General features: G+C 38.8%; 17 protein-coding genes. 7 read left to right on the top strand and 10 right to left on the bottom strand.

All coding sequences use genetic code 11. From position 1 onward, the window contains the following. Positions 1-2: 2 nt before the first annotated feature. Positions 3-362: a hypothetical protein gene (locus tag ACIQZ2_RS04305; protein WP_395767609.1), complete on the bottom strand. Its 360-nt coding sequence runs from the start codon at positions 360-362 to the stop codon at positions 3-5. After that, a complete protein-coding gene (locus ACIQZ2_RS04300; RefSeq protein WP_395767608.1) occupies positions 362-985 on the bottom strand; it encodes a hypothetical protein in 624 nt (207 codons plus the stop codon). Before ACIQZ2_RS04300 ends, ACIQZ2_RS04305 begins: the two co-directional genes overlap by 1 nt. Positions 986-1,210: 225 nt before the next feature. Here ACIQZ2_RS04300 and ACIQZ2_RS04295 point away from each other — a divergent pair, with 225 nt between their 5' ends. After that, complete coding sequence (locus ACIQZ2_RS04295; RefSeq protein ID WP_395767607.1) at positions 1,211-2,449, top strand: 4-hydroxy-3-methylbut-2-enyl diphosphate reductase; 1,239 nt, start codon at positions 1,211-1,213, stop codon at positions 2,447-2,449. Here ACIQZ2_RS04295 and ACIQZ2_RS04290 read toward each other — a convergent pair. Genes ACIQZ2_RS04290 through rpmH form a run of 6 tightly spaced genes read right to left on the bottom strand, consistent with a single transcriptional unit; the run spans position 2,446 to position 6,829 of the window. After that, a complete protein-coding gene (locus tag ACIQZ2_RS04290; RefSeq protein ID WP_395767606.1) occupies positions 2,446-3,330 on the bottom strand; it encodes a fructosamine kinase family protein in 885 nt (294 codons plus the stop codon). The genes ACIQZ2_RS04295 and ACIQZ2_RS04290 overlap by 4 nt on opposite strands. Before the next feature lie 39 nt (positions 3,331-3,369). Next, positions 3,370-3,876 carry a DUF2480 family protein gene (locus ACIQZ2_RS04285; RefSeq protein ID WP_395767605.1) on the bottom strand — a complete coding sequence of 169 codons (507 nt, stop codon included), beginning with the start codon at positions 3,874-3,876 and terminating at the stop codon, positions 3,370-3,372. Positions 3,877-3,878: 2 nt separating this feature from the next. Next, positions 3,879-4,562, bottom strand: coding sequence for a tRNA (adenosine(37)-N6)-threonylcarbamoyltransferase complex dimerization subunit type 1 TsaB (tsaB, locus tag ACIQZ2_RS04280; RefSeq protein ID WP_395767604.1), 684 nt, complete (start codon positions 4,560-4,562; stop codon positions 3,879-3,881). Next, positions 4,559-6,229: a S41 family peptidase gene (locus ACIQZ2_RS04275; protein WP_395767603.1), complete on the bottom strand. Its 1,671-nt coding sequence runs from the start codon at positions 6,227-6,229 to the stop codon at positions 4,559-4,561. Before ACIQZ2_RS04275 ends, tsaB begins: the two co-directional genes overlap by 4 nt. Continuing rightward, positions 6,220-6,615 carry a ribonuclease P protein component gene (gene rnpA, locus ACIQZ2_RS04270; protein ID WP_395767602.1) on the bottom strand — a complete coding sequence of 132 codons (396 nt, stop codon included), beginning with the start codon at positions 6,613-6,615 and terminating at the stop codon, positions 6,220-6,222. Before rnpA ends, ACIQZ2_RS04275 begins: the two co-directional genes overlap by 10 nt. A 58-nt stretch (positions 6,616-6,673) precedes the next feature. Continuing rightward, positions 6,674-6,829 (bottom strand): 50S ribosomal protein L34, encoded by a 156-nt coding sequence (gene rpmH / locus ACIQZ2_RS04265; RefSeq protein WP_127802947.1) that lies wholly within the window; start codon positions 6,827-6,829, stop codon positions 6,674-6,676. A gap of 159 nt (positions 6,830-6,988) precedes the next feature. Here rpmH and ACIQZ2_RS04260 point away from each other — a divergent pair, with 159 nt between their 5' ends. Further along, positions 6,989-7,735 (top strand): glycosyltransferase family 2 protein, encoded by a 747-nt coding sequence (locus ACIQZ2_RS04260; protein ID WP_395767601.1) that lies wholly within the window; start codon positions 6,989-6,991, stop codon positions 7,733-7,735. A 55-nt stretch (positions 7,736-7,790) separates the two neighbouring features. On the opposite strand, the gene rpsJ is transcribed toward ACIQZ2_RS04260, so the two are convergent. After that, a complete protein-coding gene (gene rpsJ, locus ACIQZ2_RS04255) occupies positions 7,791-8,096 on the bottom strand; it encodes a 30S ribosomal protein S10 (protein WP_092014386.1) in 306 nt (101 codons plus the stop codon). Between the two features lie 106 nt (positions 8,097-8,202). Beyond that, positions 8,203-10,392, bottom strand: a complete 2,190-nt coding sequence (locus tag ACIQZ2_RS04250) for a tetratricopeptide repeat protein (protein WP_395767600.1) — start codon at positions 10,390-10,392, stop codon at positions 8,203-8,205. Positions 10,393-10,533: 141 nt separating this feature from the next. Between ACIQZ2_RS04250 and atpD the strand changes: the two genes are divergently transcribed. From atpD to ACIQZ2_RS04225, 5 genes are all read left to right on the top strand, one after another. Continuing rightward, on the top strand, positions 10,534-12,051 hold the full coding sequence (gene atpD, locus ACIQZ2_RS04245; RefSeq protein WP_395767599.1) for a F0F1 ATP synthase subunit beta: 1,518 nt from the start codon (positions 10,534-10,536) through the stop codon (positions 12,049-12,051). A gap of 8 nt (positions 12,052-12,059) precedes the next feature. After that, complete coding sequence (locus ACIQZ2_RS04240) at positions 12,060-12,290, top strand: F0F1 ATP synthase subunit epsilon (protein ID WP_395767598.1); 231 nt, start codon at positions 12,060-12,062, stop codon at positions 12,288-12,290. 4 nt (positions 12,291-12,294) lie between these two features. Next, positions 12,295-12,831: a hypothetical protein gene (locus ACIQZ2_RS04235; RefSeq protein WP_395767597.1), complete on the top strand. Its 537-nt coding sequence runs from the start codon at positions 12,295-12,297 to the stop codon at positions 12,829-12,831. 94 nt (positions 12,832-12,925) lie between these two features. After that, a complete protein-coding gene (locus ACIQZ2_RS04230) occupies positions 12,926-13,390 on the top strand; it encodes a MarR family winged helix-turn-helix transcriptional regulator (RefSeq protein WP_395767596.1) in 465 nt (154 codons plus the stop codon). 2 nt (positions 13,391-13,392) lie between these two features. Then, positions 13,393-15,183 carry an acyl-CoA dehydrogenase family protein gene (locus ACIQZ2_RS04225; protein WP_395767595.1) on the top strand — a complete coding sequence of 597 codons (1,791 nt, stop codon included), beginning with the start codon at positions 13,393-13,395 and terminating at the stop codon, positions 15,181-15,183. Positions 15,184-15,216: the final 33 nt, after the last annotated feature.

Raw genomic sequence — 15,216 nt, 5'->3', positions numbered from 1 at the left:
TATCAAAAAACTTCCGTTTCGAAATAGTGAATGATATGGGCTTTTAACAGAAGGTCTTGCTCTTTAAGATTTAAGGATGGAACGGGGTATTTTAAATTCCAATGCGGCCAACCCGCTTCATCCAATCCCTCAAGTTCATAAAAGCCACTGAAACTTAATACTTTGCAGGTCGCAATATGCATTAGGTCTTGCTTTTCTTCTTTGGTAAATACTTTATGTCCAATACCCAGTTCCTGAACCCCAATTAAAAATAATATGGACTCTAAATCGCTTGGTCGCTTATTGAATTGTTTTTCAAAAAAATCAAGTACATTTTCCCACGAGGCCTGAACTACAGCAGGCTCAAATTCAATCATATCCATTAGGGATGTAAGTTTACTTTGAATTTGGCAGATCCCAGAATGGCTTGTTGGCCCGCCGGATTATTTCCGATTAATACCAAGTCGCCTGTGATTGCATCTTTCGAGTAGGAGGTGATATTTACACGGCCAACTCCATTTGAAATACCTGATGAATTAGGTCGAGTAGCTTCGTAAAAATTATTTTTATTTTGATAATCTTGAATATCTTTAATTAGATTTCCTATGTTAGCAGAGGTGCCATCGCCAGGAATAAAATACGTTCCTACTCCTTTAAAATTTTTGATGTGCGTGTAAACTGTTTGCGAATCATTTTTGCTTGTGGCTGTGATTTCTAGCGTTGTTTCATCACTTACTTTGCTAATATTGGCAACAATTTTATTTGTATTAATGGAATATGCAGGGGTTTTATCAAACTCTATGGACCCTGAAAAGTAACCATTTTGTTTGGGTGATTCGCTGAAAGAGTGTTCAACATTTATTAGCACCGTAAATACAAATAACCCAAAATAAAGCAAATTGATTGGGTTTCGGAATAAAGAAACCACTCCATAACTCAAAGGGTTTGAGAGGACTGCACGCCAAAACCTAAACTTGCCAGCTGTTGACTTGTTCATATTTTGCATTGGATGTTGATTTCGTTGTAAATACAAATGTAAAAATAACATAAACAATTCATTCACACACAATTTCTGAGCAAATCAATTATTTAAAGGTAATTGCTCCCCCGTTGCGTATTTACAAATCGAGTTTTGTAAATTTGGAAACACTTGACTCAAAATACGGGTTTAGGTATTAATTTTAATTACTTTATTTGTTTTGATATTTAGTTATCGATTATAATTAATCACATGAAATCTTTTTCAATTCCAAGCTTATTTAGTAGCTCTTTGATCGGTTCAGTCAAAGAAAAAAGACGTTTAAATGATAAGTTGAAAAAAGATTACAGTCCATCCCACTTTGATTTTGGCCCTGTTGAAATTTATTTATCTCGACATTTTGGTTTTTGCTATGGCGTAGAAAATGCGGTAGAAACAGCCTATAAAATTATTGAAGAAAATCCGGATAAAAAGATTTATTTACTTTCTGAGATGATTCATAATCCAGCTGTCAATGCTGACCTGCTCGAACGCGGGGTTTCGTTTATTCAAGATACGAAAGGCTCCCAAATTATTCCTTGGGATGCCCTAAAATCTACTGATATTGTCATTGTTCCTGCTTTTGGTACTACCTTAGAGATTCAAGCTAAATTGGCTTCCATCGGTATAGACACCTACGCGTATGATACAACATGTCCTTTTGTGGAGAAAGTTTGGAATCGTGCAAGTGCGATTGGCCAAAAGTCCTATTCGGTAATCGTTCATGGAAAACCAAGTCATGAAGAAACAAAGGCTACTTTTTCACATTCGCAGTCAGTCACTCCTACGCTAGTAATTAAAGACCTACAGCAAGCACATCAATTAGCCTATTACATTCGTAAGGAAAAAACGGCCGAGGATTTTTATGATGAATTCGAAGGTCAATATTCTAAAGGATTTAATCCAGAAACGGATTTGGAGCGTATTGGAGTCGTGAATCAAACAACCATGTTAGCAACGGATACGCAAGAAATTGTGGATTATTTGCGGGAGGAAATTGTTGATTTTTATCGATTATCGCCGGGTCAAGTGACGGATCATTTTGCTGATACACGGGACACGCTTTGTTATGCAACGAATGACAATCAAAGCGCAACCTATGGTTTATTGCAAATGAAGGCTGATTTTGCAATTGTAGCGGGCGGATATAATTCCTCAAATACGGCCCATTTGGTTGATTTATGTGAGGAAAAACTGCCTACTTACTTTATCAAATCTGCCGAAAAACTAGTGAGCATGTCGGAGATTTGGCATTTTAATAATCGCAGAAAAGAAGAGGTGCAAACTTGGGACTATATTCCTTCAAATCGGCCCGTTAAGATTTTATTGACATGCGGAGCCTCATGTCCAGACGCAGTCATGGAAGAAATTTTGCGTAAAATCGTCCAGTTTTTCCCTACAGCAAAAGATCCAGATTCAGTTATTGATGAATGGATAGCTTCACAAGACTAATAGCTAGCTAAGATTTTATTCACGGCAGGTAAATAACCTTCGCCAAATAAATTCACATGTACCATTAAGGGGTATAAATTATAGAGTGGAATTCGTTGATGAAATCCCTTCTCGATAGGAAATGTGCTGTGATATGCTTCGTAAAATTCTGTTGGGAACCCTCCAAACATCGTCGTGAATGCTAGCTCAGCCTCACGCAATCCATAATAAGTGCATGGGTCAACTAACGTAATTTCACCTTTTGAATTAACCATCGCATTGCCTGACCATAAATCGCCATGTAAAAGTGCTGACGGTTCATTTGGAATTAGGTTGGGCAATTTTTCATATAAAGCTTCAAATTGAGCTTCTGTCTCCGAAGAAATTTTACGATCATAAAGTGCCGTATCAACCTGTTTTTTCAAGCGATTTCGTATGAAAAATTGAACGCCTTGCTGCTCCCAATTATTAACTTGTTTAGCCGCTCCTAAAAAATTATCATAATCTAGGCCATGCCCTTGAGCTGCATTATGTTGATGTAAATGGGCCAATTTCTCTCCAAAATCAGACCAATAATGAGTTGATTTTTCGGCTGACTCAACACATTCCATCATTAGGTATTCTTTCTCTTCTAAACTGCCATAACCTAAAACGCCTGGAACATCGATAGCATCTGTTTTTTTGATAAGTTGAAGATTGTTCGCCTCAGCTTCAAATAGGCCCCGATGCTCCCCTTGTGTCCATTTAATGAAATATTCAGCTGCCTCTGTTTTTACCCGAACTGCCAAATTAAAGTTTCCTCCATAAAAAAACTGAAGGTCATCAATCGTCGACTTTGCGCCAATGTGCTTGGTAAGAATAGCAGAAATGAATTGGTATTGTTCTTGTGATTGTTGAGACATGCGAATCAGCTAAAACGTAAATGTATGAAATGCAAGGGACTATTTTGCTTTTTTGAAGATTGGCACCGTACTACACGGTTCCCCAAAAAAGATGCTTCTAGCTACAGGTCGAAGACGTTTGGTCAAGGCAACATAGGCATTTAAAGGGACAGATTCTTTGGAGCAACCCTTCACTACAATTTTCCCGTCTATATAAGGACTCAAATCGAGCTGATTGATTACCTGCAAATAAAGTTGGTCCTCTAACTCTTTTAATGAACCCAAAACAACACTTGCAGCTAAATCTGCCAACTTTGAGCTGACTAGCATGTATGCCCAAGTAGGAATAATGGCATCCGATGTGCAACCTATAGCAATATGTTTGTGGGTGTATTGATCCCAATCATGTGATTGAATAAATTCTCTAAAATCCTTCTCACGCAACGCCAACCCCATATATAATAACGGCTCTAGATCGAAAAACACGCGCTCCCCTTTGGGTCGCAAGTCTTCCAGGTCTATTTGAATGAGGCCACTTTTCTGAACCTTATTGACGATTTCTTCCATCCTTATAGCGCTTTACTTTTTGGTTTTGTACCCATAAATTCTTTTAAGTATTCAGGTTCTGCTTGGACCAAAGAGGCAAAATTTTGCTTCTTATAGGCCACTGCTGCATCTTTACCCATAAATTTTGCATGCGGATATGGATGCTCTTCAGAAAAGGTAACCCATTTATTTTCACATGAATCTTTCCATTTTAAGGCCCCATTCCCAAAAGCGATTGTTGGCTGCGTCAAGTTTAAAAAGGAGTTTGGCTCCAAAACAATGGCTTGGGTTTCCACAAAATTTTCATGGCTGGCACCTTCAAACACCGCAGCATAAACTTCCATTCTTCTTGCGTCCATCATGGGGAGTAGAAAAGTACTTGATGGAATGTCTATCCAAGCGTTTGCCATGATTTTCAATGTATTCAGGGTTATTAAAGGAATGTCTAGGGCGAAACATAAACCTTTTGCTGTAGCCAATCCAATTCTTAACCCCGTATATGAACCTGGGCCATTTGAAACGGCGATGGCATCGAGTTGTTCTAATGAGATCCCCGATTCTTTACAAACAGCTTCAATTAACCGTGTTAGACGTTTTCCGTGACCGCCTTCCTCCATAGTTTCAAGGGTGCATAGTAATTCACCTGATTGGTGTAATGCAACCGAGCATAATGGGGTTGAGGTTTCTATGCTAACAATAAGACTCATGGTTTTTCGCGTCTTGTTAAGATAGAAGCAAATTTAGTTGGTTTGGCAAGTAATTCAACCGCAGATTGTATCGTGGGATCTTTTCGTATGGACCACTTATTAAGACCTTGCTGTAAATAATAATGCATAATCATTTCTTGTTCCAATAGCGGTTTAAGTTCCGAGCTATGCTGTTCTAATTCGCGATCAATACGCGTCATCCATTGGCCAGTTTGTTCTTGTATATTTTTGTGAAAAGTGGCATAGGCAGGTTGATCTCGCGTTACCTCAAGTAATTTTTTTACTTGATTTTCTACAGGTGTCTCGAAACTAAATTGAGATTTGTTTAGCCAATTTTTAAATTGTTCCAGTAAGGCATCGTCTACGGCAAATACTTCAGCGGGAGCAATGTTCGGATGCATTCCATGGTAATTACTACTAAACAAAAAGAATATATCTTGTTTTAAAAGCGCTTGGGCGAAAGGAGATAAACTTTTTTTGTCGGTTAGTTGGTCAGGTAAAATCCCTCCTCCATCTACAACTTTTCGCCCATTTTTTGTATAAAAAACGCGAGCTGCAGAATCTTGATATGCTTTCGCGCTGCCATCTATATTCTTATTTTTATAATCCAACGCTTGAATACACCTTCCACTGGGAATAAAATATTTTGCTGTTGTTATTTTCATTTTTGTGCGGTAGGGTAAGTCACGTGTTACCTGAACAAGCCCTTTTCCGAAACTTTTCTGCCCCAAAATAACAGCTCTATCATAATCTTGTAATACCCCAGCAACGATTTCTGCTGCGGAGGCTGTTCGATTGTTGATGAGTACAATAATGGGCGTCTCTGTGTCAACTGCCTGATTCAGTGCTTGGTAACTTTTATTCCACTCCTCAACTTTTCCGCGAGTTTCTACAATTTTTGTCCCTTTAGGGATAAATAAATTACATATGTCGATTGCTTGCGTAAGTAATCCGCCAGGATTATTACGTAAGTCCAAAATAAGTTGTTGCATGCCCTGTTTTTTTAAATCAATCAAGGCATTTTTCACTTCTTTACTTGCCGAGGCATTGAAATCCTCGAGTAATATATAGCCAACACCCGGACGAATGATGGCTGTATTTACCACGTTTTTAATCTGTACGGTTTCTCTTTTGATAGAAAAGAGGGTAGGGTTTGACTTCCCCACTTGCAATACTTCAATTTCTACAGTTGAACCTGCACTACCCTTCATTAAAATGGCTGGATCTGCATCTGGTTTTTCTTCCAAAAGCGTTCCATTGATACGTAATATTTGGTCGCCAATACCTAAACCTGCTTTGTGTGCTGGACTATTTTCCTCAACGAAGCTAATACGTTGGGCATGATTTATATCCGATAAAATAATCCCAATCCCTTGGTATTTTCCGGTAGTCATTTGCAAAAACTCATCAATATCATCTTCGGGATAGTATACCGTATAGGGGTCAAAGCTTTTTAAAAGCGCCTCAATAGAGGTTTCAACCGATTTTTTGGCATCAACCTCATCCACATAATAGGTATTTAATTCCTTGAAAACAGTAGCGTAAATATCAAGGTTTTTGGCAATTTCAAAAAAACGATCGCCAGGTTTTGTAAATGCGAAAAATAGCCCGGACACAAGAAGCAAGCCAAGTAAAGTAATTTGTATGGTTCTTCGATTTATTCGCATGTCTTATGGGTGCTCAATTCTTTTAAAATACCAATAATTCTTTTTTCAATTTTTGCATATGGCTCGATAACCGAACCAATATAGACAAAACCCAGGTAATCTGGTAGTTTTTCAAAATCAGGTCCTGTAAAATGCGGTTTATTTAGTCGGTATGCCTCCCGAATGCGGCGTTTAAGTAAATTCCGATCAACGGCTTTTTTGAATTTACGCTTGGGAACTGAAATGATGATTTGCGGGGCTGGGAGTTTTTTCGAAGAATTGATTGGGTACAAAACTCGAAAAGGATAGACAAAACGTTGAGAAACGTTTGTGCTATCCTTTTGGAATAACGAATCGATTACCTTTATTTGAGTTAATCGTTCGGATTTAGGGAAACTGAAATTCATGGCAAGATTACTTATGGAATAAGTAAATGGCCTAAATCAGCTTAAACTAAATTATGGCTTATTTACCTCTTTTTTCGTCAGAAACAGACAATTTATGGCGACCTTTCGCGCGACGTGCTGTTAATACACGACGACCGTTTGCAGTAGACATACGCTCACGGAATCCGTGCTTGTTCTTTCTTTTACGTACTGAGGGTTGGAATGTTCTTTTCATTTCTTTATTTATTAAAATCCGATTTAGAATCGAATTGGGTTTGCAAAGGTACGTAAAAATATATTTTTGTCAAGGCTTACCTTAAAAAAAATAATAATCATTCGTGAAAAGTGCATGGATTGCTTTGAATGGGATTTTCTTATCTTTGGTCTTTAATTCGTGAACTTGAAAGTTTCCATCATTACTGTAAGCTTTAATGCAATTGCCACGCTCCAGCAGACCATTGAGAGTGTTTTGGCGCAGGATTATTCTGATATTGAATATTGGGTGATTGATGGGGGGTCATCTGATGGGACAAAAGAATTATTAGCTAGCTATGGCGACCGAATTAAGTACATTTCCGAGCCTGATAAAGGAATTTATGACGCTTTTAATAAAGGGTTGGCTTTGGTGACAGGGGATGTGATAGGCGTAATTGGAGCAGATGATTTTTATCCGACCACCGATGTTATTCGTTCGGTGGTAGATGTATTTGAGCGGCAGGATGTTGACTCGATTTATGGTGACCTGCAGTTTATTGATCCGATTAGTTTAAAGGTTGTCCGTAAATGGAAGGCTGGGAGCTATAAACGCTCAAGTTGGTTGTTGGGCTGGATGCCACCACATCCAACATTTTATGTGAAGCGGAAGGTATATGAGGAGATTGGTAATTTCAAGATTCACTATACTTGCGCGGGGGATTATGAATTTATGCTTCGGGCTTTATACAAACATGGGATTTCGGTAGCTTATCTGCCGAAGTTGTTGATGACGATGCGTACCGGAGGTACTAGTACTGCCTCATGGAAACACCGATGGAGGGCCAACTTAGAAGATCGAAAGGCTTGGCGAGAAAATGGCTTGAGGCCTTACTTCATTACGGTTTCTCTTAAGCCTCTTCGAAAAATATTTCAATTTTTATCATAAAAAAAACCTCTTCGATTGTTCGAAGAGGTTTTTTATTGGGGTTAGAAACCGAAAGTTAAACTTTGATTTCAACATCAACACCAGATGGTAATTCTAATTTCATCAAAGCGTCTACAGTTTTTGCAGAAGAAGAAAAAATGTCAATTAGACGCTTGTAAGTACATAATTGGAATTGCTCGCGCGCTTTCTTATTCACGTGTGGTGAACGTAAAACGGTGAATTTCTCAATTTTTGTTGGTAATGGAATTGGACCAGATACAACAGCTCCAGTAGCTTTAACCGCTTTAACGATTTTTTCAGCTGATTTGTCAACCAATGTGTGGTCAAACGACTTCAACTTGATGCGAATTTTTTGATTCATCTTGTTTGGTTCATTAGGTGAATACACGTCGAAAGAACCATTGACTCCGCCGTGTATGTAATTTTGAATGGCAAAACTAAGCGATAATTATTTGATTTACAAGTACTCAATTGAATTTTTGTCTTTGCTGAGCCTGCAAGCGCGCTTCGTCTAGAATTTTCTGATTAGCATGGTAGGTTGCGATGTCGAGTACTTTTAATTGTTTGGTTGCCTCTTCCCCATATGCAATTTCGCCGAGTTGGTAGGCTTGCATAGCATAGATTAGGTAGTAAACAGGTATATCTTCATTCCATTGTAGAGCTGCTAGAGCGGCGTCATACCCAAGTTTTTCGAGTTTGTTTTTGTTTAGGACAGGGAGTGCTTTTTGTAGGGCCTCGACCTGAAAGGGGTATTGTTGTAGCGTCTTTTTGGCTTCTTGCAATCCGGTTATTGGTGATATGGTTTTGGTTTCCAGCAGGCTTTGTTTCCAGAAAGCTAAGATATTTTGAAGACCTTCCGTTTTGGATGTTGTGTCATTTGAAATTTGTAAGTTGATTTTTTGCAATGCCTGCAAGGGTTTATTGTGGTAAAAGTCTTGCCATGCACTCAGCAGTTTGATTTCCGGAAAAATTTGTAATGTCGCCGGGTCTGTTTCCCATTTTGCGGGTAATTCAGGTGCTTGCCCTTTGTTTAACATGTGGTAATTGTATAGGTATGACCAAATTCTTAAATCGTTTCCTGGATGAGATTTAGCAGGTGGAATAATATTAAAGGATTTATCTCCATTTTTAAGCGCTATGGCAATTATGTTGGCTTGAACGGCTGGATCTTCGCTCTCTGCCAGTTCTTGGTGTGATTTTTTCGTTATGTATAAAAGATTTGCTTGACATATGGGGTTATTCGGGTCGTTCTGATAAGCCAGTTGGTAATAATAGTTCGCAGAATCCTTTGCTTGGACAGCTTCAAACTGCTTTGCTAATTGCGTGTTTAATTCTGATGAGGAAGGAAATGCCTTTTGGGCTTGCTGAAGGGTAAATAATGATTCAAATGTTTTGCCCGCTTGCTGGTATATATGTGCCAAAGCAATATAGGTAATGGGGTTAGCGTGTTTCACCTGGCTCGTATGAAGGTAATAGGCGGCCGTTTCTACATCATTTACATCCAAGGCCATGGCAGCCAAACTCACATTACTTTTCTCATTCAATTTACTATGAATCATCGCCTGCTGGTAGGCAAATTCTGCAGCTTGTGTATTTTCTACTAGGACCGATATGTCTCCTCTCTCATTGTGAAATGCAGCTTGAAATTGATGTAAAACACTCCCATTTTTTGCAAAAATCCATGCACTACCTAAAATAGCGACCCCTAGGTACATGATTCTCAAATCCAAATGTGGTGCCTTGTGCACAATTTTGAATACCGGCATGTTTTGTAGTATCGGCACTTTGAAATTGGTCACTATAAATAAAGGGAAAACGATGGCCATGAGGATTTGGCTTATCAAAATCCAGTGTTCGAATGCGCTGATTCCAGGATCATTTCCTGTGATTTGGAATATAATGAGTGTGCTAAATGCGCCAAGTGATAATCCCCACTTGAGGGGGGTATTTAAAGAGCTCATCTGAAAAGCGTAGGCAATCCATGCCAAAAGTGCCCATAAAATGCCTGGGATTGCCAAGTTTAAATCCCATGATAAAAATTGCTTTCCGTAAGCGAGAATCAAGTTAGTTAAATAGATGACTAAGAAATAAATCCAATTACGTTTACTTTGGCTTAAATTTTGACTGTATCCTAGTTGAAAAAGCAAACGAGGTGTAGCAGCTGAAATGAATAGGCCAACCAGATATACCATCACAATGCCGAGTAGGTGTAATTGCTCCACGATGACCAAACCAATTTCTTTCCAGTTGGCAAATTGATTTGTCCAAAAAATAATCAACAAATAGATTAAACAGCCACCGAATAAAAAGGTACGATTGATGTTTGCCCATTTTTTTAAGCCCAATAACAGAAGTGAAGTGGAGGCAATGAGGCAAATGAAGTAACCAATGTAGGCTACCTGAAGCCCAAAGAACGGAATAGCAAAATAGGATTGCCGAACGAAGTAGACAGTACTCTCAAGTTTGCTCAGCTTATTTGCATCCACAGGCGCAGAATCGAGTATCAGTTCGCTAGCTGATTGCAAGGTGATCGGGGAGTAAGAATAGAGCCCCCAAAATGCTACACTAAGTAAACTTAGAAGGCAAATGAAAACGGAAAAGCTAATTTGGGTTTTCTGATTCAAGGCTTGATATTTTTGTTCGACCAATTTCCGCATAAACTTTAATTCATTCAAAGAATTGGGCTGATTTTGTTAAAAAAAAGGAGAAAAATACAATCTTCATTTTTGTTTATTGGAAATTCCGAACTAATTTTGCAGTCTGAATTGATATCTCATTTTTTTAAATATAATTTTCAAATGGCAAACGCAGTAAATAAAGGGAGAGTTGCTCAAGTAATTGGGCCCGTAGTCGATGTGAGCTTCGAAGGTGAAGGATCACATTTACCAGCGATTTTAAATGCTCTTTCTGTTACCAAATCAAATGGTCAGGAACTTGTTTTAGAAGTTCAACAACATTTAGGAGAAGATCGTGTGAGAACGATTGCGATGGAAGGAACTGAGGGACTTCAAAGAGGTCAAGAAGTTGTTGACAAAGGAACTCCGATGACTATGCCAACAGGTGAGGGTATCAAAGGTCGTTTGTTTAATGTTGTTGGGGATGCTATCGATGGTATTTCCCAACCAAAATCGGATAAGGGAATGCCTATTCACCGCGCAGCTCCCAAGTTTGATGAATTAGCTACGACTACTGAGGTACTGTTTACAGGAATTAAAGTAATTGACTTGTTAGCTCCTTATGTTAAAGGAGGGAAGATTGGTTTGTTCGGTGGAGCCGGTGTAGGTAAAACGGTACTAATCATGGAGTTGATTAATAATATCGCGAAAGCCTACGAAGGTTTATCTGTATTCGCAGGAGTAGGAGAACGTACGCGTGAAGGAAATGACTTATTACGTGAGATGATTGAGTCTGGCGTTATTAAATACGGTGAAGAATTTAAGCATTCGATGGAAGCTGGTGAGTGGGATCTTTCGAAAGTAGATCAAACTGAATTAGCGAAATCACAAGCTACCTTGGTGTTTGGTCAAATGAACGAACCTCCAGGAGCACGTGCGCGTGTTGCTTTATCTGGTTTAACTGTTGCGGAACACTTCCGTGATGGGGACGGAGAAGGTCAAGGGCGCGATATTCTATTCTTTATTGATAATATCTTCCGTTTTACGCAAGCGGGTTCTGAGGTATCGGCTCTTTTAGGTCGTATGCCATCAGCGGTAGGTTATCAACCCACTTTGGCAACAGAGATGGGAGCGATGCAAGAGCGTATTACCTCGACGAAGCGCGGTTCCATCACATCGGTACAAGCGGTTTACGTGCCTGCCGATGACTTGACCGATCCAGCTCCGGCAACAACCTTTGCCCACTTAGATGCAACCACGGTATTATCTCGTAAGATTGCTGAATTAGGTATTTATCCTGCTGTGGATCCATTGGATTCGTCATCTCGTATTTTATCTGCTGAAGTATTAGGTGATTCTCACTATGATACGGCTCAGCGTGTGAAAGAGATTTTACAGCGTTACAAAGAATTGCAAGATATCATTGCCATTTTAGGTTTGGATGAATTGTCGGAAGAAGATAAATTAGTAGTATCACGTGCAAGACGTGTTCAACGTTTCTTATCTCAACCATTCTTTGTGGCAGAACAATTTACCGGATTAAAGGGCGTTCTAGTAGATATCAATGACACCATCAAAGGATTCAATGCAATTATAGATGGTGGATATGATCATTTACCAGAGGCTGCATTTAACCTAGTGGGAACCATCGAAGACGCAGTAGTTAAAGGAGAGAAATTACTTGCTGAAGCTGCTAAATAAGAAATAATATGTTTGTAGAAATTATTACACCCGATCGTAAAGTATTTGCTGGAGAAGCATCTGTGGTAACTTTACCTGGCGTGGATGGTTCTTTTCAGATTTTAAATGATCACGCAGCTCTCGTTAGTACGCTCGATAAGGGAACTTTATCTGCCGATAAAGAAGTCTTTCAAATCGAAGGAGGCGTTGTTGAAGTTTTGAATAATAAAGTGTTAATTTTAGCGGAAGGCGTTAATTAATTCTATGAAAAAGCTCAGTTTTTTATTGCTAAGTTTGGTTTTGTTAAGTTCTTGTTCAGAAAAGACCCAATTAACGGGCTCCTTGATGACTTTAATCAAAGAAAATCAATTGCCTTTAGAAAAGATTCAGTTTTATAATGATAACGAGTTATTTTTAGAAAGAGAACTGAATGCATCTGATGCTAACGTTAAGTCGGGTAAAATCACGATTGTTAATGGCAAATCAATTAATCGAGTAAGTTTGGAGCGTGAAACACCGGGTGTTCTGGTGAAAGAAACCAAGGATCAATTATTGATTTCATTCGAAGCCGGGGCTGGAGAAGAGAAGAGTTTACATTTTGCTCCTGTATTGGGTGAGCGAGGCGAATATTTCTATCAATTAGTAGATGAGTCGGGCAGCCCAACGTTCTCACGTTTAATGTATGATGGCAATAAATATTTACTTTACAATAAAAAGAAAGTCCGCTTATTAATTATGAAATCATCTTTCTCTGGTTTGAAAGTAAATAGTAAACGTATGCGAGGTAATCGAATTAAATAATACGGTTTTTAAAGAAATTTGAAAATAGGATGCTTGCATCCTATTTTTTTTTGTTTCAAATTTACCTTGGTATGCCAGCATACTACTAATACCTATGAAAGCAGAAAAAACCGTTGATTTCCAAATTAAATCAAGTTGGTATGCGATAAGTCGCATGTACAACACGTATTCCACTCAGTTTGACATGACGATGGCAATCGGCTACGTGTTGTTGCATATTGACAAGGCGGGGACATCTGCTACGAAAATTGCTCCGGCATTAGGCTTGGAATCTCGTAGTTTAACTCGGATGTTGAAGTCCTTAGAAGATAAAAAATGGATACGGAGAGAAGCAAATTATGCCGACAAGCGTGTGGTCAAGATCTTTTTAACTGATTTGGGTAAGCAAAAGAGAGATCAGGCCAAACAAGGGGTGTTAATTTTCAACGAATTGATATATCAGCGGATAGGAGAAGAAAAGCTAGCTGGGTTTTTTGATGTAATTGCGTCCATAAATAAAATATTAGATGAGGAGTCTGATACCATATTTGAATCTGTTTCTAACAAAATAAAACAATAGCCATGAGTAGTTTACATGCATTTAAAGGGGGTGAGTTTTTAATTCGTCCATTGTTACCATCGGAGATATTTATTCCAGAAGATTTTACTGAGGAGCAAAAAATGATAAGCCAAACCTGTCTGGATTTTATTCGGACAGAAGTGCATCCTATTCTAAATGAAATTGATTTCGCCAAAGACACTTCGGTTATGGTGGGTTTGCTTGACAAAGCAGGTGAATTAGGTTTGTTAGGAACATCTGTACCAGAAGAATATGGTGGATTTGGGATGGATTTTAATACATCTATGCTCGTGGCAGAAGCCTGTGGGAGTGGACATTCATTTGCTGTGGCTTTATCTGCTCATACTGGTATAGGCACCTTACCCATTGTATATTATGGAACAGAAGAGCAAAAGAAAACTTATTTACCGAAACTTGCCTCTGGAGAATGGAAAGCGGCATATTGTTTGACTGAACCTGATTCAGGTTCAGATGCCAATGCCGCTAAAACAAAGGCAAGGCTAAATGAGGCAGGTACGCATTATGTTTTGAATGGTCAAAAGATGTGGATAACGAATGGCGGTTTTGCTGACTTGTTTATCGTGTTTGCTAAAATTGATGATGATAAGAACTTAACGGCTTTTTTAGTAGAGAAGTCTTTTTCAGGTATTTCAATGAATGAGGAAGAACATAAGATGGGGATTAAAGGGAGTTCTACTCGACAAATTTTCTTTACGGATTGCGAGGTGCCCGTAGGTAATTTGTTGTTTAAACGTGAGGGAGGCTTTAAGATAGCTGTCAATATTTTAAATATTGGAAGAATTAAGTTGGCTGCTGCCGTTTTGGGAGGTTCTAAACAGATTGTTAATCAAGCGGTGAATTATTCAAATGAGCGTAAACAGTTTGGACAATCTATTCATTCTTTTGGAGCGATTCAGGCGAAACTAGCTAACATGATTGTGCGAATATATGCATCTGAAGCAGCATCCTACCGAGCGGGCCAAAATATAGATGAATCAATTTCAAGCCTAAAGGCTGCTGGAATGAATGATGCGGAGGCTAAATTGAAAGGTGTTGAACAATTCTCAATTGAATGTGCGATTTTAAAAGTTCATGCATCAGAGGTGCTTGACTTTGTAGCTGATGAAGGCGTTCAGATCTTTGGCGGTATGGGTTTTTCAGCTGAGGCGCCTATGGAACGTGCTTATCGAGATGCTCGAATCAATCGTATTTTTGAGGGAACAAATGAGATTAATCGCTTATTGGCTATTGGTACTGTATTGAAAAGAGCGTTAAAAGGAGAGATCGATTTGATGCCTGCAGCCATGGCAGTTGGGAAGGAGATTTTAGGCGTACCTGATTTTTCAACAGAAGTTCCAGAGGGCGTATTTGGGAAAGAGTATAAGGTAATTGCGAATGCGAAGAAGGCTATTTTAATGACGGCTGGTGCAGCGATTCAGAAGTTTACAACTGAAATAGAGCATCAACAAGAGATTTTAATGGGTATTTCGGATATGATGATTGAGGTTTATGTTGCGGAGTCTGCATTGGCTCGTGTGGATAAATTGATGTTGCGCGATGGAGCGGAAGCCCACCAAATTGCTAAAGAATGCGCATTAGTTTATCTTCATGAGGCTATTGATAAAGTAGCGAATTCCGGCAAGGAGGTAATCATGGGCTTTGCTAAAGGCGATGAACTGAATGTATTATTACTAGGGTTAAAGCGGTTTACTAAGATTGAACCGAAAAATTTGATTGAATCCAGGCGCCTAATTGCTCAAGCTGCAATAAGAAAAAATGGATATATTTTTTAAATTTTTCGTTATTCAGGACAAAATATCTATTTT

The organism is Aquirufa sp. (assembly GCF_044342065.1).
In the GTDB taxonomy this organism is placed as follows: domain Bacteria; phylum Bacteroidota; class Bacteroidia; order Cytophagales; family Spirosomataceae; genus Aquirufa.
The sequence above is the reverse complement of the archived record's forward strand: the minus strand, read 5'-3'. Positions and strand labels throughout refer to the sequence as shown.